This is a genomic window from Leucobacter chromiireducens (genome assembly GCF_051993095.1).
Classification (GTDB): Bacteria; Actinomycetota; Actinomycetes; order Actinomycetales; family Microbacteriaceae; genus Leucobacter; species Leucobacter chromiireducens.
This window is the reverse complement of sequence record NZ_CP197024.1, coordinates 2,826,447-2,848,306: the sequence shown is the minus strand read 5'-3', so window position 1 is coordinate 2,848,306 and position 21,860 is coordinate 2,826,447. Positions and strand designations below refer to the sequence as shown.

At 65.4% G+C, this 21,860-nt stretch carries 15 protein-coding genes and 1 other RNA gene; 14 read left to right on the top strand and 2 right to left on the bottom strand.

All coding sequences use genetic code 11. The annotated features are described in order from the left end of the window. Positions 1-65: 65 nt before the first annotated feature. Positions 66-2,180, bottom strand: coding sequence for a glycosyltransferase family 2 protein (locus tag ACR81A_RS12875; protein WP_440313155.1), 2,115 nt, complete (start codon positions 2,178-2,180; stop codon positions 66-68). Positions 2,181-2,627: 447 nt separating this feature from the next. Between ACR81A_RS12875 and ACR81A_RS12870 the strand changes: the two genes are divergently transcribed. The 5 genes from ACR81A_RS12870 (at position 2,628) to ffs (ending at position 11,035) form a co-directional block, all read left to right on the top strand. Beyond that, positions 2,628-4,202 (top strand): chitinase, encoded by a 1,575-nt coding sequence (locus ACR81A_RS12870; protein ID WP_440312030.1) that lies wholly within the window; start codon positions 2,628-2,630, stop codon positions 4,200-4,202. Positions 4,203-4,332: 130 nt separating this feature from the next. After that, the gene (locus tag ACR81A_RS12865) at positions 4,333-6,069 is read left to right on the top strand and encodes an ABC transporter transmembrane domain-containing protein (protein ID WP_202380747.1); all 1,737 of its coding nucleotides are present in this window, start codon (positions 4,333-4,335) and stop codon (positions 6,067-6,069) included. Then, the gene (locus tag ACR81A_RS12860; RefSeq protein ID WP_440312029.1) at positions 6,069-8,147 is read left to right on the top strand and encodes an ABC transporter ATP-binding protein; all 2,079 of its coding nucleotides are present in this window, start codon (positions 6,069-6,071) and stop codon (positions 8,145-8,147) included. Before ACR81A_RS12865 ends, ACR81A_RS12860 begins: the two co-directional genes overlap by 1 nt. Before the next feature lie 162 nt (positions 8,148-8,309). Further along, positions 8,310-10,925, top strand: coding sequence for a S8 family serine peptidase (locus tag ACR81A_RS12855; RefSeq protein ID WP_440312028.1), 2,616 nt, complete (start codon positions 8,310-8,312; stop codon positions 10,923-10,925). 13 nt (positions 10,926-10,938) lie between these two features. Continuing rightward, positions 10,939-11,035: signal recognition particle sRNA small type (gene ffs, locus ACR81A_RS12850), an RNA gene on the top strand. 102 nt (positions 11,036-11,137) lie between these two features. Here ffs and ACR81A_RS12845 read toward each other — a convergent pair. Next, entirely contained in the window at positions 11,138-11,740 is a 603-nt protein-coding gene (locus tag ACR81A_RS12845; protein ID WP_440312027.1) for a MarR family winged helix-turn-helix transcriptional regulator, read from the bottom strand. A gap of 112 nt (positions 11,741-11,852) precedes the next feature. On the opposite strand from ACR81A_RS12845, the gene ACR81A_RS12840 reads away from it, so the two are divergent. The 9 genes from ACR81A_RS12840 to ACR81A_RS12800 all read left to right on the top strand — a co-directional run bounded on the left by ACR81A_RS12840 (position 11,853) and on the right by ACR81A_RS12800 (position 21,790). Further along, on the top strand, positions 11,853-12,617 hold the full coding sequence (locus tag ACR81A_RS12840; RefSeq protein WP_440312026.1) for a MarR family winged helix-turn-helix transcriptional regulator: 765 nt from the start codon (positions 11,853-11,855) through the stop codon (positions 12,615-12,617). 162 nt (positions 12,618-12,779) lie between these two features. Further along, on the top strand, positions 12,780-14,900 hold the full coding sequence (gene pta, locus ACR81A_RS12835; RefSeq protein ID WP_440312025.1) for a phosphate acetyltransferase: 2,121 nt from the start codon (positions 12,780-12,782) through the stop codon (positions 14,898-14,900). Continuing rightward, complete coding sequence (locus ACR81A_RS12830) at positions 14,897-16,099, top strand: acetate/propionate family kinase (RefSeq protein ID WP_440312024.1); 1,203 nt, start codon at positions 14,897-14,899, stop codon at positions 16,097-16,099. Before pta ends, ACR81A_RS12830 begins: the two co-directional genes overlap by 4 nt. A gap of 248 nt (positions 16,100-16,347) precedes the next feature. Beyond that, positions 16,348-17,235, top strand: coding sequence for an ABC transporter permease (locus ACR81A_RS12825; RefSeq protein ID WP_440312023.1), 888 nt, complete (start codon positions 16,348-16,350; stop codon positions 17,233-17,235). A gap of 3 nt (positions 17,236-17,238) precedes the next feature. Then, positions 17,239-18,021: an ABC transporter permease gene (locus ACR81A_RS12820; protein ID WP_202380753.1), complete on the top strand. Its 783-nt coding sequence runs from the start codon at positions 17,239-17,241 to the stop codon at positions 18,019-18,021. 45 nt (positions 18,022-18,066) lie between these two features. Continuing rightward, the gene (locus tag ACR81A_RS12815; protein ID WP_202380754.1) at positions 18,067-19,119 is read left to right on the top strand and encodes an ABC transporter substrate-binding protein; all 1,053 of its coding nucleotides are present in this window, start codon (positions 18,067-18,069) and stop codon (positions 19,117-19,119) included. Positions 19,120-19,150: 31 nt separating this feature from the next. Then, on the top strand, positions 19,151-20,245 hold the full coding sequence (locus ACR81A_RS12810; RefSeq protein WP_202380755.1) for an ABC transporter ATP-binding protein: 1,095 nt from the start codon (positions 19,151-19,153) through the stop codon (positions 20,243-20,245). Between the two features lie 28 nt (positions 20,246-20,273). Beyond that, a complete protein-coding gene (locus tag ACR81A_RS12805) occupies positions 20,274-21,077 on the top strand; it encodes a carbon-nitrogen hydrolase family protein (RefSeq protein ID WP_440312022.1) in 804 nt (267 codons plus the stop codon). 26 nt (positions 21,078-21,103) lie between these two features. Continuing rightward, complete coding sequence (locus tag ACR81A_RS12800; RefSeq protein WP_440312021.1) at positions 21,104-21,790, top strand: RraA family protein; 687 nt, start codon at positions 21,104-21,106, stop codon at positions 21,788-21,790. Positions 21,791-21,860: the final 70 nt, after the last annotated feature.

The window sequence follows — 21,860 nt, the reverse complement described above, 5'->3', positions numbered from 1 at the left end:
CCACGGAGCCGAGAAAGTGAACAGTGACCGCAGAAAAGACGGCGTGCGATCTCCGGGGTGGACCCCTAGCGGGAGGTGCTGGAGTGCCGCGCAGCACGTCGCCGCGCGCGACCACTGACCTGCTGCACTTCGACCGGTGCGGTGTCGTCTTGCACGTCCGCGCGCACTCCGCTCAGGCGCCTGCGGCGGTCGCTCGTGCGCGCGAGATCGCGGCGCAGACGGCGATCGCCGTGGTAGAGGATCGCTTGCCAGTTGATGGTCGCGCTGGGGTCGACGAGAGACTCCTGCTTCACGCGCTTGGGCTTGATGGGCACGTAGAGCCAGCCGATGAGACCGAGCGTCGCGTCAGCGATCGAGGCACGGATGCCGATGTAGGCCACGATCGCCCACGCCGCCATGATCGCGTTGAACGAGGCGAACGCGGCGTTGCCCCAGTTCCCCACGTTGAAGTCGCGCACCGCAGTGAGCACGGAGAACCCGACGATGATGAAGGGGAGCGTGACGTAGATGCCGGGCGCCGCCGTTCGACCGACAACCTTGGGCGTGCGCGCGAACGGAATCTTCGCCCCCGTGGCGCCCTGCTGAATCGACTTCAGTACGCCCGCGAGGTTCACGGGGAGCAGGATGAGGTTGAAGCCGTAGATGCGGAAGATGTCGCCGAAGCGGTGTCCGCTCGCGCGTAGGTCCAGCCCCATCGAGATGAAGTAGGGGAGCGCCGCCGCGATGACGAGCGGGCTGAGCAGCCGCGAGTCGAACGGGAAGAACAGCAAGAACAGTAGGCCGAAGCTCGCCCACGCGAGCGAGGACATGTAGTTGCTGCGCAGCAGTTTCTCGGTGAGCCGGACCCGGTCCGAGGTGTGTTTGCGGGCCCGGATCATCTCGAAGAACTTCGGCATGATGAGCAGGCCGCCGTTCGCCCAGCGGCGACGCTGCACCACGAGCGAGCCGAAGTCGGGCGGCGTCGCGCTGTAGCTCAGTCGCTCAGGGTAGTTCTCGAGGGTCCAGCCATGGAGCCCCAGGTCGATGCTCGACTCGGTGTCCTCGATCACCGTGCGGTCTTGCACGTAGGTGGTGATCTCGAAGCCGCCAACGGTCTGCGTCACCGCGATGTCGTCGAGCGCGTCCGTGCGTATCACGGCGTTCGCGCCGACCCAGAACGTCGCGCCGAAGTAGGTGAGCCCCTGGTGCTGGATGTGCTGGAGGTCGGTCGTTGCGCCGGCAATGCGCTCGATGCGTGTGCTGGCGCCGCGGAACGAGGAGTACGGCGTCTGCGTCACGGCCACCCGCTCGTTCTCGGGCTGTTCGAGCAGGTAGACCAGCCGCAGACAGTACTCGCGCAGCAGCTGCGAGTCGGCGTCAAGTGTTAACAGATAGCGTGAATCGGGGATCACGAGGTCGGCGGTTGCGGGATCTTCATCGATCCCCAGCTCCTCAAGGATCTGCTCGCCCGTGTCGCGCACGATGCGATAGTTCCCGCCCATGAGCGAGATGTAGGAGTTCAGGTTCATCGCCTTGTTCGGCTCCTGCGAGAGCGAGGCGTACTGCTTGCGCTCGAAGGATCCGAGCTGCGCGCTGAAGATCCACACGAGGCGCTGGTGGAGTTGGCGGAGCCGCTCCCAGTCCGGCGCAGCCCCCTGGTCGTGGGCCGCGTCGAGCGCGAGGCGGGTGAGGCGGAGATCATTCGACAGGCCGAGCAGCACATACTCCGCGAAGAACTCGCCCATGTGCTCGTCGATCTGTTCGGTCCCCGCGAAGCGGTCGAGCCAGCCCGCCGCCGCTGCGTAGGCATCTGCCGCGCGCTTCGCATCGAGCGGGCCGGGAACCGTGGGCGCGTCCGCAAGGAACTCGTCGAGCGCGGCCTGGGCTGCGGCACGCGGTGACTCAAGCTCCGCCGAGATCTCACCGAGCAAGCTGCGCGTGCGCTCCAGCCGGGCGAGCGGCTCGCCCGTCAGCCCCGCGGCCTTGTCGTCGATGAGCAGCACGATGCGAATGTCGGGGAACTCCTGCAGTGCGGCCGACCACAGTGTGTAGCGCACGACATCGGGTTCCTCGTCGTAGCTCGGGATCAGCACGGTGACGCGGTCGTCCGAGCGCGCGAAGTGTTCGTCGAGGAGCGCGCGTTCGACGCGGCGGTGCTCGCGGAAGCGGACCAGTGCACCGTAACGGGCGGTGAGATACATGATTGCCGAGAACGTGAGGGCGGTGACCGTAAGCCCGTACACCCAGGTCTGCAGGTGGAACACGAACGATTCTTTGGGGCCCTCGATCACCATGCGGATGATGGTGGTGAGCATGTACAGGAACCAGGACACCACCGTAATGACGATCGCGAGCCGGGCCCACACGATCGCGGCGGGCGACGGGCGCGAGGGAACGATCGCGAGCGGCTCAGCGCGGTGCTCAGCTCCCCACTGCCTGCGGCGGGCGCGCTGAGGATCGTTTTCTGGCACGCGTATCCTCCATCCCCAGTGGTGGCGCGCTCGCAATGCGCGGCGCAAACCTGACTCGAACGGAATCTCGTCGATCCGGCCCCGAGTGTGTCACGATAATCCTATCCGGGAGGGCGCCGATCGAGCGTGATCGATCGTGTGCAACGTCAGACCCGAACAGGACGCGGTGGGGAAGTAATGTCGAAGTGGTTTCCGGGGCGCAAGCTCTCATGGCTGCGGCTCTCGGTGCTGCTCATCGTGGTTGCGGCGCTCGTGGGCGGCGGCGTCTTCGGCTGGGGCTGGTGGCAGGATCAGCGTGAGGCGAGTGAGCAGCACCCGTGGAGCGACGGCTACGTCGATGTGACGGCGACGCCGAGCTTCCCGTTCGAGAGCCCGGGCAGCACCGGGCCGAAAAACGTTGCGCTCGCGTTTGTCGTGGGAGATCCCGACGCGGCCTGCAGCCCAGCCTGGGGCGGGGTCTACGGCCTCGACGAGGCGGAGCAGATGCTCGATCTTGACCGACGGCTCGCGCGCCTGCGCAACCTCGGTGGGTCTGCGATGGTGGCCTTCGGTGGCCAGGCGAACTCCGATCTCGCGCTCGAGTGCAGGGATCATCAGGCGCTCACCGACGGGTACCAAGCGGTGGTTGAGCGCTACGAGCTCGCGAGTATCGACATGGATCTTGAGGGCGAGATGCTCGGCGATCGCGCCGCGGTCGAGCGCCAGGCGCGGGCCATTCAGGAAGTGCAGGCCAGCGCGAGCGGCGGGCTCGACGTGTGGCTCACGCTCCCCATTGCGCCGAGCGGCCTCACCGAGGACGGGCTCGCCGCCGTGCGGAGCTACCTCAAGGCCGGTGTCACGGTCGCCGGTGTGAACGCGATGACCATGAATTACAACTCGGGCCTCGATGAGCCGCTGATCGACACGATTCGCGGGAGTCTCGTCGCGCTCCAGGGGCAGTTGCGCGCGCTCGCGCAGGAGCAGGGAACGCCGATCGGCGAGGCGACCGCGTGGAGCCGGATCGGGGCCACACCCATGATCGGGCAGAACGACGTGCGCGATGAAGTGTTCACCATCGCCGATGCACGAGCGCTCTCCACATTCGCCGCCGAGCACGGGATGGCACGCCTCTCCATGTGGTCACTGAACCGCGACCGCGAGTGCGACGCGAACTGGCCCGATCCCAAGCAGGTGTCTGACTCGTGCAGCGGCGTTGACCAGGGTGATGAGCGGTTCTCGCGCACGCTCGCCGGGGAGCGTAGCGGCGCGATCGCGCAGCCCAAGCCCACGCCCCAGCCGGTGGACCCGGATCACGGGGCGGCGGTGGACGATCCGGAGACGAGTCCCTACCCGGTGTGGAACAGCGACGCAGCGTACCCGGCCGAGACAAAGGTCGTGTGGCGGCGCAATGTGTACGAGGCGAAGTGGTGGACGCAGGCGGAGCAGCCCGATGAACCCAGCGAGAGCGGTGCGCAACCTTGGCGCCTTCTCGGACCCGTGCTGCCCGGAGAGAAGCCGATTGAGCGCCCGAAGCTGCCCGAGGGCGCGTACCCCGCGTGGAGTCACGCCACCGAGTACCGCCAGGGCGACCGGGTGATCTTCGACGGCATCGGATATGAGGCCCGCTGGTGGACGAAGGGCGAGAGCCCGGATGCCGCGTTGGTGCTGCCGCAGAACTCGCCCTGGCGCGTACTGAGTGACCGTGAAGTCGGCGAGGTGCAGGGCGGAAAGGGAGCTGCGGCCGAGACCGAAACGCAGAGCGCACCGGAGTAACTACTGAATTCGGGTGAATCCGTCGATTCTGTGCCCGCGCGGTGGTAGTGTTTTCGCCTGCTCCGTCGTTCGTGTTTTGCGCCCGCCCCGCGCGATTCTTCGGCGATTGGCGCGCGACGAAAGGATCCTCGTGGCCCTCATCTCACTGACACTGCGGCACGCGAAACGGTACTGGCCGTTCGTGGTTGCGGTGCTTGTGCTCCAACTACTCTCAACTATTGCCGCCCTGTGGCTTCCCAGCCTCAATGCCCAGATCATCGATCAAGGCATTGCGAAGGGCGACACCGGCTTCATCTGGCGTACCGGTGGCTTCATGCTCATCGTGTCGCTCGGTCAGCTGCTGACCGCGGTCGCTGCCGTGTACTTCGGTGCGCGCACCTCGATGGGCATGGGCCGCGATCTCCGCCGCGAGGTCTACCGCAAGGTGGACTCGCTGAGCACGCTCGAAGCCACCAAGTTCGGTGCGGGCACGCTCATCACCCGTGGCACGAACGATGTGCAGCAGGTCCAGATGCTGGTGCTCATGGCGCTCAACTTCATGGTGTCGGCGCCCATCATGGCGATCGGCGGCGTCATCATGGCGCTCCGCGAGGACGCCGGCATGTCGTGGCTCGTGTGGGTCTCGGTGGCCGTGCTCGCCGTGATTGTCAGCTTCCTCGTGTGGCTGCTCCTGCCCCTCTTCCGCACGATGCAGGATCGCGTTGACGCGATCAACGGCGTGCTGCGCGAGCAGATCATGGGTATCCGCGTGGTGCGCGCCTTCGTGCGCGAAAACTTCGAGGCGGATCGCTACGAGACCGCCAACCGCAACATCACCGATGTGTCGGTGCGCGTGGGCAACATCTTCGTGCTCATGTTCCCCGTCATCATGATGGTGCTCCACTTCGCGACCGCGGCGGTGCTGTGGTTCGGCGGTCATCGCGTGGAGGCCGGCGTCGTGCAGATCGGCTCGCTCACGGCATTCCTGCAGTACCTGCTGCAGATCCTCATGGCCGTGATGATGGGTGTCTTCATGACGATGATGATTCCGCGCGCGGTCGTGTGTGCCGAGCGCATTCGGGAGCTGCTCGACACGAAATCGACGCTCTCGTTCCCCGATCGCGAGACCGAGGCGACGCCGCAGGCCGGCCGCATCGAGTTCAGCGGTGTGACCTTCGGGTTCCCGGGCGCTGAGCAGCCCGTCATCCGAGACGCGACGTTTGTCGCTGAGCCCGGCAAGACAACCGCGATCATCGGTTCGACCGGTGCGGGCAAGACCGTGCTGCTGAACCTCATGTTGCGCCTGTACGACGCACAGGAGGGATCCATCACGATCGACGGTGCCCCGGTTGCCGCGCTCACGCGCGCGCAGCTCGCGGACACCGTGAGCCTCGTGCCGCAGCGGCCCTACCTGTTCTCGGGCACGATTGCCTCGAACCTGCGCTTTGGGAAGACCGACGCAAGCGAAGCCGAGCTGTGGGACGCGCTGCGCGTTGCCCAGGGCGAGGATTTCGTGCGCGAGAAGGAGCTGGGCCTTGAGGAGCCCGTCTCCCAGGGCGGAACGAGCGTCTCCGGCGGCCAGCGGCAGCGACTCTCGATCGCGCGAGCGCTCGTCGCGAAGCCGCGGGTGTACCTGTTCGACGACTCGTTCTCCGCGCTCGACGTGGCGACCGATGCGCGCCTGCGGGCCGCGCTGCCGAGCGCGACCGAGGGCGCAACGACCATCATCGTCGCCCAGCGCGTGTCCACGATCACGGAGGCCGACCAGATTCTTGTGGTCGAGGCCGGTGAGATCGTGGGTCGCGGAACCCACGATGAGCTCCTGCTGAGCAACGAGGTCTACCAGGAGATCGTTCGATCGCAGCTTGAAGAGGCGGAGGCGGCGTAATGGCCAAGAAGGACCGAAAGTCCGCGCAGCCCGCGGCCGTCGAAGAGTTCGAACTCCCCGACGACTACCAGCCCGACAACGATGATTGGACGGGCGGCCAGCCCACGAAGAAGGCCAAGCACTTCTGGCCGGCGGCGAAGCGCCTGGTTGGGCTCCTCGCCCCCGAGAAGATGCTGTTCGCGCTCGTCGTGGTGCTTGTCATCGGCTCGGTGGTGCTCACCGTCATCGCGCCGAAGATTCTCGGCCAGGCGATGGACGTCATCTTCAACGGTGTACTCGGGAAGGATCTGCCCGCGGGCGTGCCGCTCGAGCAGATCGTCTCCGTTGCGCGCGACCGCGGCGAGGACCAGTTCGCCGACATGCTCGAGGGGTCGGGTGTGGTGCCCGGGCAGGGGATCGACTTCGGCCTCCTGGGCCGACTGATCCTGGTGGTGCTGGGGCTCTACCTGGTTGCGTCGTTCCTCATGTGGCTGCAGGGGTTCCTGCTGAACAAGCTCGTGATGCGCGTTGTGTACACGCTGCGCCAGGACATTGAGGAGAAGATCAACCGTCTGCCGCTCAGCTTCTTTGATGGGCGCCAGCGCGGCGACGTGCTCTCTCGCGTCACGAACGATGTCGACAACATTCAGCAGGCGCTGCAGCAGGCGCTCTCGCAGCTGGTGCAGTCGCTCCTCACCGTGATTGGCATCACCGCGATGATGTTCGTGGTGTCGTGGCAGCTCGCGCTGATCGCGCTGATCGCCCTCCCGCTCTCCGGCATCATCGCCGGCGTGGTGGGCGTGCGCGCGCAGAAGCTGTTCGTGGCGCAGTGGAAGCACACGGGCGACCTGAACGGCCACATCGAGGAATCGTTCACCGGCCACGAGCTCGTGCGCATCTTCAATCGCGATGCAGAAATGATTGAGGAGTTCGATCGCCGCAACGAAGGCCTGTTCACCGCGGCCTACAAGGCGCAGGCGCTGTCGGGCACCATCATGCCCGCCATGCAGTTCGTGCAGTACCTGAGCTACGTGCTCATTGCAGTGGCGGGGGCGCTGCGCGTCACCGCCGGTCAGATGACCCTGGGCGACGTGACCGCGTTCATCCAGTACTCGCGCGAGTTTGCGCAGCCCATCGGCGAGATGGCGGGCATGGCGAACATGCTGCAGTCGGGTGTTGCATCGGCCGAGCGCACGTTCGAGCTGCTCGACGCGGACGAGCAGGAGCCGGATACGGCTGAGGCCGATCTGCCGGACCGCACGGACGGGCACGTCGTCTTCGAGAACGTGAGCTTCAGCTACGATCCCGAGCAGCCGCTGATCGCGGATCTCTCGCTCGAGGCGAGCCCGGGCCACACTGTCGCGATCGTTGGTCCCACCGGGGCTGGCAAGACGACGCTCGTAAACCTCGTGATGCGCTTCTACGAGCTCAACGCGGGGCGGATCCTGCTCGACGGCGTGGACATCACGAAGCTCTCTCGCGCAGAATTGCGTGGTCACGTTGGCATGGTGTTGCAGGACGCGTGGCTGTTCGACGGCACGATCCGCGAGAACATCCGCTACGGCCGACTCGATGCCTCCGACGAGGAGGTCGTAGCCGCCGCGCAGGCGACGATGGTGGATCGCTTCGTGCGGCAGTTGCCCGAGGGCTACGACACGGTCATTTCGGAGAACGGCTCCTCGCTGTCCGCCGGTGAGCGTCAGCTCCTGACGATCGCGCGGGCGTTCATCGCGAACCCCTCGCTGCTCATCTTGGATGAGGCGACGTCCTCGGTGGACACGCGCACTGAGGTGCTCGTGCAGCAGGCGATGAGCGCGCTGCGAAGCGACCGCACCTCGTTCGTGATTGCGCATCGCCTCTCCACGATTCGTGACGCAGACACGATCCTGATGATGGAGAGCGGCAAGATCGTTGAGCAGGGCTCGCACGACGAGCTGCTGGCGCGGAAGGGCGCGTACGCCGCGCTCTACCAGGCGCAGTTCGCCGGCGAGGTCGACGAGTCACACGCCGAGGAGTTGCTCACGGGGTCGATCCCGGTTGTGACCGGATCTGTCACGGTTCCCCTCGATTCCGAGCCGGAGCCTCCACGATCTGAATAGTTCCAGTAGTCACGGGGCCCGGCCATGAGCCGGGCCCCGTGACTACTGAGTCGAAGCACACGCGAAGAAAATTTATGGACATGATCCAAGGTTCTGGCTAGCATCGGGCTCGGGTGTGTGTGCGCCCAGCGATGCCGCGCTGCGGCGGAAGAGGAATCCCTGATGCGATCTGCCGTGTTTCGAGGGGTCACCGTGTGCGCGGTGATTCCGCTTCTCGTCCTATTTGGTGGGCCCGCAGCCAGCGCTCAGGAGCCGGAGGCTCCCGTGACTACGTTGACCGACCGCCTGGTTGAAGCCGCCGAGGGGGGTGCCTCCGGTGCGGAAGATCTGGCCGATGCCGCCGCGCTGCCGTCTGAGGGTGGCGGAAGCCTTCGGGTCGATGACGCAGATCGTGTTGTCGCCACGGTTCTCTTCGCGCAGACCCCCGACGAATCGACCCTCTCGTCCCTCGCAGCGTTGAGCATTGTCGATGAGGTGTTTACCGTCTTCCCCGCGGCGACGATTCGCGTGGACCCCGCCGCGCTCTCGGCAGTGGAAGAGCTTCCCGGCGTGCTCAGCGCGACACCCGCACTGAAGCCCTTCACTGGCTCGGAGTTGCGTTCGGCAGAACTGCCGGGAGCGAGTGCTCTGCGTGCCGAGGCTGATTCAGTTCCTACCGCAGAAGCTGCGAGGTGCTCTCCGGTGCCGATCGAGGCTGACGGACCGCTCCGCTCCGCCGAAGCCCGTGAGAGATTCGGGGCCGATGGCTTGGGCGTCACGGTTGGTGTCATCTCCGATTCGTTCGCGTCGATCGACTCGCCGACCTCCTGGGCTGATGATGTCGCTTCGGGCGCACTTCCCGGAGCCGCGAACCCCTGCGGTCGCACCGCTCCGGTAGAGATCGTTTCGGATTCCGTCGGCGGATCGGACGAAGGCCGCGCGATGGCTCAGCTTGTCCACGGGATCGCGCCGGGGGCGCGAATCCTTTTTGCGGACGCAGGTCGGAACGACCTCGAAATGTCGATGAACATTGCTGCGCTCGTCGAAGCCGGTGCTGACATCATTGTCGACGACATCACCTGGCCGCAGGAGACCGCGTACCAGCAGGGCTTCATTTCGGGTGCGATCGAGGAGGCCAAAGCCCAAGGGGTCGCATACTTCACCTCGGCGGGCAACTCAACGGGAGTGGGCTCGGAGGGGGAGTCAGCGGGGCGTCCCATCTCCTCGTGGAGCACCTCGGCCTACCGTCCTACCGACTGCCCGAGCTGGCTTGCACAGGGGGCGGGAGACCCGCTCGAGGGCGCGATCGGCATCGACTGCCTCGACTTCGATCCAGATCCGACAGTGGAGACGCCGTACGACACACTGATGCTTGAGGGGGAGCCGGGTGATCCCGACACCAATCTGCGGATGATCGGCTCGATTGCCGAGCCATTCCTCGGGATCACGACGGCGTACGAGTGGCGTTTCTACCGTGTGGATCCTGGCGCGAGCGATCCCGCGCTGATCGCCGTCGTTCCCCAGCTGAGCCAGTACTACCCGGGCGCGACCGGCGCGGTGACTGCTGCGGCCGGTTCGGAGATCCGCGCAGTGATGGTGCGCACCCGGCACGACCCCGCGGCCCCGGAGCCCGCCGTGCTCTTCTCGTTCCTGCGGGGAGGGGACTCGATCACCTCGCGGGCCCACCTCGGCGATGGCGCGAGCGACCTTGTCGGGCCGACGACCTTCGGGCACGCGGCCGACGGCTCCGCGGTGAGCGTGGCCTCGCTCGACTGGAAGGACCCCACGCGCGTGCGCCCCTACAGCTCGCTCGGTCCGGCCACGCTGTACTTCGAGCCCGTGCGCTTCACGACGGATGGGCCTGCACTCCCGTCGGCTCCGCTGCCGAGCCCGGTCGTTGTGAATACGCCGAACCTCGCGTCGGTCGACGGCACGCAGACAACCTTCTTCAGTGGTGAGCCCGGTGACGCGGAGTTCCGTTTCTTCGGCACCTCGGCTGCGGCACCGAACGCCGCGGCCGTCGCCGCGCTTGGCAAGTCCTACGCCCCGGGCATCTCGGGTGGGGAACTCACCGCACGTGTGTTGGAAACTGCGCGCGGCACCGCGGAGGGCGGACCGGTGAACCCGTATACAGCCGCAGGAATCCCCGATACCACCGTGTTCGGCGAGGGGATCGTGGATGCGGTTGGCCTGCTGGAAGCGCTCCCCGTTGCTCCCGCAACGCCGTCAGGGCTTCGCGCCACTGAGGTCACTGCAGAACGTGTCGCCATTGAATGGGCCCCCGTCGAAGGTGCCGCCGCTGTGCGGGCCGAGTTGGTGCCCGTTGCGGCGGAGTCGCGCATCGCGAGTGACGCCTCGCACAGCCTGCCAGCGACCGCGACATCAGCCGTGTTCGAGGGGCTCACCGCTGACACGGCCTACACGGTGCGTGTCACTGCCGAGAATGCAGTCGGTGCCTCGCGGAGCGCCACGCTCGAAGTGCGTACGGGCGCCGAAGTTCCGAAGCCTGAACCCAAGCCTGAGCCGAAGCCGGAGCCGAAGCCGGAGCCGGAACTGAAGCCAGAGCCCGCTCCAAACGTTGCGGAAGCTCCGCTCGCACACACCGGCGGGGCATCTACGATGCCCTGGCTGCTGGCGGGCGGTGCGCTGCTGATTCTTGGCGCAGGAGTGGTCGCGGTGGTTGCCGCGCGATCCCGCGCCCGGGCGCGAGCTGCCGAAAGCGCAGGCGCGGATGCGGTAGGCACGCTGGATGGTGATGAGGCGCGCCCGAGCGACGCGTCGCGCGAGCGCGGCGAATAGTCCGCTACACTGGAACGGCTCCCTACGTGGCGCTATCTCGAGAAACTCCCCCAGGTCGGAAACGAAGCAAGGGTACTCGGGCTCTAGCGGGTACGTAGGGAGTCTTTTCGTTTGTGCCCCCATCGCGCCCCCGGATCGGGGTCACTTTGGCAGGGTGTCGCTGACACTGCAGTCGCAACACCGTGCCGAAGTGACCCCGATCCGTGGCGGGGCTACCGGGAGGCGGGGGAGCCTGGCGTCTCGTGCTGGGGCCACGCCACCGCGAGCTTCGTGAGGAGCCGTGCAAGTTCCGCGCGCTCGGCCGGCTCGAGTGCGGCAAGCGCGGCGCCCGCTTCCGCGCGCTGGCGGCCACGGAAACCGTGCACCGCGTCCTCGCCGGCGGGCGTGATTCGCACCCGGGTACGCCGGGCGTCCTCGGGATCGGCCTCGCGTGCGGCGAACTCGCGCTCGACCGCCTGCTGAACCAGGCGTGACGCGCGGGGCTGATCCACCCCGATCTCACCCGCGATCTCGCTGACGGTGAGCGGTGTTGACGCGTGCGCGAGTGTGCTCAGCAGGCGCAGCAGCGCCGGGCCGCCGAACCCACCCCGGGCGGAGCGATGGGGGCCGCCGTGCGGGCCACGCCAGTCGGGTCCGTCCGCCGCCTCGTGCATCTGGTGCGCGTGCGCGCTGCGGGGGCCCCGGGGGAAATCGCCACCCGGACCATCGCCGCGACGCGGACCGCGGCGGCCGCGAATGCGCGCGAGCGCGCCGATGATGGCGTCGGCTTCGGGGCTGTCTGCCGGATCGTGTGGGCTGGCGGGTGTGGAGGTCATGCAAGAAATTTTACATGCCTCTTGACATGTATTCATGTACATGTCATCATACATATACATGCACAATGACATACATTGCGGGCAGGGTGCCCGCACCGAAAGGACTTCACTCATGACGAACGCACATGACACCCAGAATTCTTCTGCACAGGCCGACGCGACGGATCGTTCGCTCGCCTACTGGCTCCGTGCCACCGCGGCACTCACCGCTCGCGAAACCGACGCGGCGCTCGCCGCAGCAGGCACCACGCGCCGTGAACGCCGCGTACTGAACGCGCTTTCGGGCGACTCGGAGCGTGCCGAGCGGCTGCGCGAGCGGCTTGAGCGCGGGGGCAAGCGCCTCTTCACGCTGGTCGAGCGCGGGCTGATCGTCCGCGCCGAAGACGGCTGGCAGCTCACCGCCGCAGGCGAGACCGTGCGCGACCGGGCAAATGCTGCGGTGCGCGAGGTTCAGGCCCGCGTGACCGCATCGGTTCCGGAGGCGGACTTCGAGACCACCCTGGCCACCCTCGAGGCGATCTCGCGCGAGCTGGGTTGGACCGAGGAGACGCGGCTGCCCCGCGGTGGGCGTGGCTTTGGACACGGACGCGGACACAGCTTCGAACGCGGGCACGGCTTCGGCCGTGGACACGGACACCACCCGCACCATCAGGGTGCTGGAATCGGGCACGCCGGCTTCGGCCGTGGTGGCTGTGACCACGCGGGCTCTGGCCACCAGGGCTACTTCGGTCACCAGGGTCACCAGGGTCACGCTGGCCACCAGGGCCACAACGGCCACGGCCACGGCGGACGCGGTCACGGTGGCCACGGCCGCGGCTTCGAGCGTGGCTTTACCGCGGGCTTTGCCGCGGCGCAGCGCACGGACGAGGCTCGCTGATCCCACTCCGCTTTCTTCTCCGAGCCGGGCTCACCGGCCGGGTCGCACAAATCTTCTGCGCGACCCGGCCGACTGGGCCCGGCTTCGGTGTTTCTGCGGGCGGGGCGACTCGAGCCGGCTCGGCTGCCGCGCCGCGCGCCCGTGCAGCCTAGACTGAAAGCTGTGGCAGCGAGCATCTACCTGACGTCAGCCGAAGGCCGTACTGGCAAGAGCGCGGTTGCGCTCGGAGTGCTTGACGCGCTCCGCGCAGACGCCCCGCGCGTGGGCGTATTCCGCCCACTGATCCGCTCAGCGAGCGAGCGCGACCGCGTGCTCGACATGCTGCTGCGCCGCGCCACCGCGGACGTCAGCTATGACGACTGCGTCGGCGTGACCTACGACGACGCGCACGCCGATCCCGACGCCGCGATGGTGCGCATCGTTGCCGCCTTCCAGGCACTGCGCGCGCACTGCGATGCGATCGTGGTGGTCGGCTCTGACTTCACCGATGTGGCCGCGCCCACGGAGCTCGCCTTCAACGCGCGGATCGCTGCGAACCTCGATACGCCCGTGCTGCTCGTGCTGGGCGGTCGTTCCACCGAGGAAGCCGAGTACCTCGGGCAGCAGGCGGCGCGCACGCCGGGCGAGATCGCTCAGCTCGCCGAGCTCGGGCTTTCCGAACTGCAGGCGGAGCACGCAACGGTGCTTGCGGCACTCGTGAACCGTGCCGATCCCGATCGGCTGTCTGAGATCGACCGCGCCGTGGCCGCGGTGCTGCCTGCCGGTACACCCGTGTGGTCCGTCCCCGAGGAGCTGTTGCTCGTTGCACCGCCCGTCTCCGAAGTGCTCGCCGCCGTCGACGGCACACTCGAGCGGGGCTCCGCCGAACTGCTCGCGCGCGAGGTACGCGATGTCGTGGTCGCCGGCATGTCGATGGAGAACGTGCTGCCGCGGCTGCTCGAGGGCTCGGTCGTGGTGATCGCCGCTGACCGCTCCGAGACGCTTCTCGCCGTGACGATGGCGCACGAGGCGCCCACCTTCCCCACGATCGCCGCCGTGGTGCTGAACGGCGACTTCGCGCTGCCCGCCGATGTGACGCGGCTGCTCGACGGCGTCGACTCGACCCTGCCGATCATCCGCACGCACTCGGGCACCTTCGACACGGTGCGCCGCATCTCCTCGGCGCGCGGCCTGCTCACGGAAGAATCCCCAACGAAGTTCGATACGGCGCTTGCCCTGTTCGCGCAGCACGTCGACACGGCGACGCTCCGCGAGCGGCTCCGGCTGCACCGCGGTGGGGTGCGTACGCCCGTCATGTTCGCCTACGAGCTGTTCGACCGGGCAGCGGCAGCGCGCTCGCACATCGTGCTCCCTGAGGGGCACGACGATCGGATTCTGCGCGCAGCCAGCACGCTGCTCGCCCGCGGCACCGCACGTCTGACGCTCCTCGGCGACGCCGCGGCGATTCGCAAGCGGGGCGGCGAGCTCGGCCTCACGCTCGACGCCGCCGAGATCATCGACCCGCTCACCTCACCCGAGCGTGAGCGCTTCGCTTCCGAGTATGCGCGGCTGCGCGCCCACAAAGGCGTCACACACGAGCAGGCCTGGGACGTCATGGCCGACGGCAGCTACTTCGGCACAATGATGGTGCAGCTGGGTCTTGCTGACGGCATGGTGTCCGGCGCCGCGAACACGACCGCGCATACCATCCGGCCGAGCCTCGAGTTCATCAAGACGAAGCCCGGCGTCTCGGTGGTGTCGAGCGTGTTCTTCATGGGGCTGCGCGACCGTGTGCTGGTGTACGGCGACTGCGCGGTGAACCCCGACCCCACCGCGGCGCAGCTCGCCGATATCGCAATCTCCTCGGCGGAGACCGCCGCCCAGTTTGGTGTTGAGCCGCGCATCGCGATGCTCTCGTACTCGACAGGGGAGTCGGGCTCCGGCGCCGATGTCGACAAGGTGCGCGAGGCGACCGCGCTGGCGAAGGCTGCACGCCCGGACCTGCTCATCGAGGGGCCGATTCAGTACGACGCGGCGAGCGACCCGGCAACGGGTGCATCGAAGATGCCCGGCTCCGAGGTGGCCGGCCGCGCCACGGTGTTTATCTTCCCCGACCTGAACACGGGCAACAACACCTACAAGGCGGTGCAGCGCTCGGCCGGTGCGGTGGCCGTTGGTCCCGTGCTGCAGGGGCTGAACAAGCCCGTGAACGACCTCTCACGCGGCGCCACAGTCGAGGACATCATCAACACCGTGGCCATCACCGCCGTGCAGGCCGGCATGCGAGACGGAGCAGACGCGTGAGCAAGATCCTCGTCATCAACAGCGGCTCCTCCTCGTTCAAGTATCAGCTGATCGACCCCGAGAGCGGGGAGCGGCTCGCAAGCGGGCTCGTCGAGCGCATTGGCGACTCGGTCGGGGTGGTCAAGCACCGCAACGGGGACGCGGTGCTCGAGGAGGAACTGCCGATCCCGGACCACACCGCGGGCTTTGCGCAGATGGAGCGCGCGTTCGAGCGCTCCGGCCACCCGCTCGAGGGTTCCGCGCTCGCCGCAGTGGGCCACCGAGTGGTGCAGGGCGGCAACGACTTCTTCGCGCCGACCGTGATCGACGACCGCGTGGCCGCGCGCATCCTCGAACTGGGCGTGCTCGCGCCGCTCCACAACCCCGCGCACCATCAGGCGATCGTGGCTGCGCGTGCCACGTTCCCCGACGTGCCACACGTGGCCGTGTTCGACACCGCGTTCCACCAGACTATGCCGGCGGCGGCCTACACCTACGCGATCGATCGCGAGGTTGCCGCGGAGCACGGGATCCGCCGCTACGGCTTCCACGGCACCTCGCACCAGTACGTGTCTGCGCGCGCGGCTCGCTTCCTCGACCGCCCGCTCGGCGAGCTCAGGCAGATCGTGTTGCACCTCGGCAATGGCGCCTCGATGTGCGCGATCGACGGGGGCCGCTCGGTGGACACCTCGATGGGGCTCACCCCGCTCGAGGGGCTGGTCATGGGAACACGATCGGGAGATTTGGATCCTTCGATCCTGTTCCACCTCAACCGCGAGGCGGAGTACGACGTTGATGCGCTCGACCGACTGCTCAACTCGCGTTCGGGGCTGCGCGGGCTTGCCGGCACCAGCGATTTCCGCGACGTGCGTGCTGCGGCGGACGCCGGCGACGCGGAGGCACAGCTCGCCATTGATGTGACGACGCACCGGATTCGGCACTACTTGGGCGCGTACCTCGCGACCCTCGGCGGTGCCGACGTGGTTTCATTCACCGCGGGCGTCGGCGAGAACAATGCGGCGCTTCGCGCGGACGTGTGTGCGGGGCTGGAATGGTTCGGGATCAGGATCGATCCCGAACTGAATGCCGCCGCCTCGGGGGCGTCCGAGCCGCGCCGCATCAGTGCCCCGGATTCGCGCGTCGAGATTCTCGTGGTGCCAACCGACGAGGAAGCCGAGATCGCGCGCCAGACGTGGGGCTTGGTGGGCGCCGCGCGCTGATCCCGCATCGTTGCGGCCTACTCCGCGCGTACCTGCGCGATCCGTTGCGCGGCGCTCACCCCTGTTGAACTTCTCGCTCACCCGAGCGGAATGAAGCGACCCTCGGCGACCTGAATCGCGGAGGCGCTGCGAAGTGCGACGAGAACGGACGGATCTTCCACGGAATCCGCTGCTCGCAACTGTGTATGGTCCTCGCCCCGCACAGAGGATGGAAGCACACAGACCGAAGGCGAGTGCAAAGGAGCAACGTGACATCGACGACACGCATGATTCACCTTGGTCGGAAGGAACGACCGAAACGCGGATCACTGCTACTGCTGATTCCCGGCATCGCATCTGTGGTGCTACTTGGAATATTGCCGCTCTTCATCGTGGCGAGGAACAGCTTCGCAATCGCTGACAACTACGGCGGGATCGTGGGCGGCTTCACGCTGGAGCACTACGCGAAGCTTCTCGACCCGGTGTATTCGAAGACCTTGTTCTTTTCGCTTGGACTGGGTCTGCTGAACACCGTAGTTTGCCTCGTAGTGGGGTATCTCACTTCGTACTACATCGTCTCGCGCCCAGAGGGCAAACAGGGGTTCTTGTTGCTCCTCGTCATCATCCCGTTTTGGACAGACTTCCTGGTGCGCACATTTGCGTGGATCACGATTCTCGGTTCTGGCGGGCCGATCGCCGGAGTATTGGGCATCTTCGGGGTTTCTGGCTTCTCCATGATCCCGAGCAATGTCGCCGTCATCTTGGGGTTGCTGTACTCATTCCTGCCAACCGCGATCTTCCCGATCTACGCATCGATGCGCTCCATCGATCCGTCGCTGAAGGAAGCCGCGACGGATCTGGGATGTAGCTGGTGGGGCGTCCACCGGCGGGTGATCTTGCCCCTGAGTAGCCCGGGTATTCTCGGCGCGGCATTGCTGACTTTCATCCCGACAATGGGAGTTTTCGTGATCCCCGTCTTGCTTGGTGGAGGCAAGGACCCGCTGGTTGGCAACCTCATCGTGACGCTGTATACCGAGTTCCGCAACCAACCGATGGGCGCTGCAGTCTCGATGGTGCTGCTCGTCTTGATGCTGCTGTCGATGGCGCTGGTCGGCCTGCTTATGAAGCGCGCCTCGAACAAAAAGAAGGGGGCCTAGATCATGGATCGACTCGTCAACGGGATCGCCCGTGGAGTTTTCGTATTCCTGTACATCCCCATTGTCGCGGTCATCGTCTACTCGTTCAATGCGGCAGGAACCAACACGCGTTTTGATGGTTTCACGTTGCAGTGGTACGTCGACCTGTTCCGCGACGGTGCTCTCATGCAGACCCTGCGGACCAGCGCGATCGTCGCAGTGCTCGCAGCCAGCATTGCAACGGTGATCGGGATCATGTTTGCGCTCGGCATGGTGCGGTATCGCGGGAGGGGGAAGGGCGGCTTGATGGCCATGATCGCACTGCCGCTCATCGTTCCCGAGATTGTGCTTGGTGTCGCACTGCTCAGCGTCTTCAGCGCGACCAAGGTGCCGCTGGGAATTGCGACACTAGTGCTCGGCCATCTTATTGTTTCGCTTCCCTTGGCAACCCTCGTCTTGATGAGCTCCGCGGCCATGCTCGATCCGAGTCTGCCGGAAGCTGCGACCGACTTGGGGTGTTCACCCTGGCAGACCTTTACGAGGGTGTATTTTCCGCTTCTGCGACCTGCGGTGATTGCCGCATGGTTGCTGAGCTTCACTACCTCGTTCAGCAACATCGTGATGTCGACCTTCCTCAGCGGCGTGGGATCAACCACGTTGCCGCTCAAGATCTACTCCAGTTTGAAGAACGGGCTCACGCCGAGCATTAACGCGCTTGGTGCGCTACTGATTCTCCTCACGCTCGTCATAGTGCTTGCTGTAGGCGTGACACAGATGCGTCGAATTCTTGTCGACTCGCGCTCATAGCAGCGCTTCGGCGCCACCGTTAGACCCACCGAAAGGAAACCTGTCATGAAGAAGAAGTCTCTCGCAGCTGTCGGCATTGTCGCCGCCCTCGCACTCACCGGCTGCAGCGGAAACGGCGATGCCGGAGCGCAGGAGCTCAACGTCTACGCCTGGGCCGATGAAATCCCGCAGAGCGTGTTCGATGCCTTCACTGAAGAAACCGGCATCACGGTCAACGTTGACAATTTCGATAGCAACGAAACGATGATCTCCAAGCTTGCGGCCGGCAACTCTGGGTACGACATTGTCGAACCGAGCCAGTATGCGGTGCAGCAGCTTATTGGGCAGGATCTGATCGAGCCGCTCGACAAGTCCAAAATCACGGGAATCGACGGCATCGCGGAGAAGTTCAAGGACCCGTCATACGACCCTGGCTTGCAGTATTCCGTGCCTTGGGTGTGGGGTACCACCGGTCTCTTGTACAACTCGGAGTGCACCGGGGGCGAGGAGATCACCAGCTGGTCGTCGCTCTTCGATGAGAAGTGGAAGGGCAAGGTGAACATGCTCGACAACATGCTCGCCGCATACATCGCAGGCCTGCAGGTGAATGGGTATCCCGCGAACAGTACGGACGAGAAAGAGATTGCTGCGGCGACCGAGTCGCTCATCGAGCAGAAGAAGCTGCTCTCGGGCTACAACTCGAGTAACTACGGCGAGCTGGTAGCAAACGGTGACGTGTGCATGTCGGAGGCGTGGGGTGGCACGAGCACGGCAAAGATCGTTGCGGAGAATGAGAACGTGCATTACGTCCTCCCAGAGGAAGGGGGCAGCCTGTGGGTAGACGGCCTGTCGATCGCTAAGGGGGCCCCGAACTCAGAAGCGGCGTACGAGTTCATCAATTTCCTGCTTCGTCCTGAGATCGGTGCCCTGGCAACGAATGACGCTGGGCTTGCAAGCGCGAACCAGGCTGCACAGGAGCATGTTTCTGACCAGGGGCTGTTGACGAATGCCGCGGTGTACGCGTCCGAAGAGCAGGTTGCTGAGGCTGATTTCATCGTCGATCCCGGAGCGGCCATGAAGTTCTATCAGGACGGCTGGACGCGCGTGAAGGCCTCCTAGGGGCCTTTCGATTCCAAGAGAGCGAGAGATCATGATGACGCAAATCACCACCATCGCACCGGCCGTAGAGATTTCAGGTATTTCGAAACAATTCGGGGAGCACCTGGCGGTGCATCCGCTGGATCTTGAGATTCGTGAGAACGAGTTTTTTTCGATCCTTGGCCCCTCTGGCTGTGGCAAGACGACGCTTATGCGAATGATCACGGGCTTCGAATCCCCAAGCTCGGGCCGAGTGCGGCTTGGCGGAGTTGACGTGACGGATGTTCCTACGAGGAACCGTGATCTCAACATGTTGTTCCAGAGCTACGCGCTCTTTCCTCACCTCACTGTGTTCGAGAACGTGGCGTTTGAACTTCGGGTTCGACGTGAGCCGAAAGCAGAAGTGAACCGCCGGGCGCAGGAGGCTCTCGAACTCGTGAAGCTCGCTCATCTGGGTGAACGGAAGCCGGATCAGCTCTCGGGCGGGCAGCGGCAACGCGTAGCTCTCGCTCGAGCGGTGGTCTCTGGGCCCAAGGTGGTGCTGCTCGATGAACCGTTGGGCGCACTGGACCAGCAGCTTCGAAAGGAAATGCAGGTCGAACTGAAGCGTATGCAGCGTGAGGTTGGGATCACGTTCATTTACGTCACGCACGACCAAGAAGAGGCGCTCACTATGTCTGATCGGATCGCTGTGATGTCTGAGGGGGTAGTGCAGCAGGTGGCTGCTCCCGAAGACATCTACAACCTGCCGGAGACTCGTTTTGTCGCGGGTTTTATTGGCAGTTGCAACCTGCTGGATGTCACGATTCCTGCGGGGACCGCAGGTCAGTGCGTTGCCGCGCAGTTCGCCGGAGTCGGTCCATTGCACGGTGTGCTCGCGGAAGACGTCGCGCGGGAGCAGCAGGCGACACTGCTGCTTCGTCCTGAACGTGTCGAGATGATTCGAGGCGGGGAAGGGCTTCCGGCGATGGTCGAGATGCTCACCTTCCTCGGCGAAGAGTGGCACGTGCACTTGTCCTTCGGTGAAGCGACGCTCAAGGTGTCGTTGTCCAGCCTCGTCCGTGAGCGGGACCTCCCCGGCCTCTCGGTGGGTGAAGAACTCCGCGTGAGCTGGCGTCCCGAAGACGCTCGCATTGTCACGCGCTAATTCCACGCAGATGCTTTGGAAAGGGAACATGATGAGAGTTGCAGTCGTACAAACATCGCCTGGCATTGATGTCGAGGCCAACTTCGCCACGATCCGCCGATTCACCGCCGAGGCTGCGGCCCAGGGCGCGCGGCTGGTGGTATTCCCGGAAGAGGCGGCGCTTCTCGCAGATGACGCGATTAAGCCGCAGTTTGGAACCATTCTGAGCGAGATGTGGCCCCGTTTCGAGGCGCTCCTTGCTGATCTGGCGAGAGAACACGGTGTGACGCTGATCTCCGCCGGCTATGAGCCTAACCCCGATGGCTTGCCGTTCAATACCATTCTTGCGTTTGACCCCCAGGGGCTGGAGCTGGCTCGCTACCACAAGATGCACACCTACGACGCGTTCGCCTACCAGGAATCGGCGTACGTCACTCGGGGGAGTTCACTACCCCCGGTGATTGAAGTTGAGGGTTTCAAGGTTGGCATTGCGAATTGCTACGACGTTCGTTTTCCGGAGCTCTTCCGCAGTCTTGCTGATCGCGGCGCCGACATTATTTCGTTGTCTGCGGCCTGGGTATCAGGGAAGGGAAAAGAGCAGCACTGGGAGGTGCTGACGCAGGCACGCGCGATCGAGAACGTGAGCTGGCTGCTCGCATCCGGCACGGTCGGAGACGACTCAGTCGGGCTCAGCCGTGTGATTGATCCGCTCGGCATCATCACCGCGAGCGCGAACGCGCATGAGGAGACGGTGATCTACGCGGACGTTGACGCCCGCCGAACCCGCCTCGCACGAGCGATGCTGCCCGCCCTCAACAATCGCCGTCTTGAACTCAGCTACCGCGTTGCGTAGCACCCCACACACCGAAAGGAACATCGATGTTCTTCCACACTGGCGAGACTCCTCATGCGCTGACGCAGGAGCTTCGTGACAAGCTCGAACAGCTGAGCTTCCCGACGCTTGGACATTACCTGGAGGAGGGCTTTCCTGATCCAGGAGTGCGGCGCATCGTTGCTGCGGGCGGGCGGATCATCGGAACTGCGTTCACGGTCCGCACTACGGCAACGGACTCGACCGCGCTGCACCACGCGGCCGGCATGATTAAACCGGGTCAGGTGCTGGTCCTGGACACCGGTGGCGACCAGCGCCACGCACCGCTCGGTGAAGTTGTTGCCGCGCAGCTCGTTGCTCGCGGGGCAGCGGGGGCTGTCGTCGACGGGGTCGTAACTGACATCGACGAGATCGCTGATCTGGGTCTGACTGTTCACGCCCGAGGCACCAGCATGCTCACCACCAAACTCCAAGGAATCGACGCGGGCGGGGTGAACGTTCCAATCACCTGCGGGGGGTCGGTAGTGCACCCCGGCGATGTGGTGCTCGCCGATGCGAACGGTGTCTTGATCGTGTCGCCGCATGTGCTGGAGCGCATCGTCGATATCGCGCTCGCCGACGATGGTGAAGAACCCGAACTCATCGCAGAGCTGCAGGCCGGTACCCCGCTCGGCAGTCTCACTGGAGCAAGTGACACCGTTGCTCAGCTTCTTGCCGCGACCACGCCCCAATAGTCCGGCGCAGTCCCCTCTACCCTCGGCCGCGAGGCTCAGCTTCGTGCTGATGCTTCGCCGTGCCTAAAGC

What these genes read in the sequence shown, in the direction of transcription:
- ACR81A_RS12875 (WP_440313155.1), bottom strand. Translation starts at nt 2,180, where the DNA reads ATGTATCTCACCGCCCGTTACGGTGCACTGGTCCGCTTCCGCGAGCAC.
- ACR81A_RS12870 (WP_440312030.1), top strand. Translation starts at nt 2,628, where the DNA reads ATGTCGAAGTGGTTTCCGGGGCGCAAGCTCTCATGGCTGCGGCTCTCG.
- ACR81A_RS12860 (WP_440312029.1), top strand. Translation starts at nt 6,069, where the DNA reads ATGGCCAAGAAGGACCGAAAGTCCGCGCAGCCCGCGGCCGTCGAAGAG.
- ACR81A_RS12855 (WP_440312028.1), top strand. Translation starts at nt 8,310, where the DNA reads ATGCGATCTGCCGTGTTTCGAGGGGTCACCGTGTGCGCGGTGATTCCG.
- ACR81A_RS12845 (WP_440312027.1), bottom strand. Translation starts at nt 11,740, where the DNA reads ATGACCTCCACACCCGCCAGCCCACACGATCCGGCAGACAGCCCCGAA.
- ACR81A_RS12840 (WP_440312026.1), top strand. Translation starts at nt 11,853, where the DNA reads ATGACGAACGCACATGACACCCAGAATTCTTCTGCACAGGCCGACGCG.
- ACR81A_RS12820 (WP_202380753.1), top strand. Translation starts at nt 17,239, where the DNA reads ATGGATCGACTCGTCAACGGGATCGCCCGTGGAGTTTTCGTATTCCTG.
- ACR81A_RS12815 (WP_202380754.1), top strand. Translation starts at nt 18,067, where the DNA reads ATGAAGAAGAAGTCTCTCGCAGCTGTCGGCATTGTCGCCGCCCTCGCA.
- ACR81A_RS12810 (WP_202380755.1), top strand. Translation starts at nt 19,151, where the DNA reads ATGATGACGCAAATCACCACCATCGCACCGGCCGTAGAGATTTCAGGT.
- ACR81A_RS12805 (WP_440312022.1), top strand. Translation starts at nt 20,274, where the DNA reads ATGATGAGAGTTGCAGTCGTACAAACATCGCCTGGCATTGATGTCGAG.
- ACR81A_RS12800 (WP_440312021.1), top strand. Translation starts at nt 21,104, where the DNA reads ATGTTCTTCCACACTGGCGAGACTCCTCATGCGCTGACGCAGGAGCTT.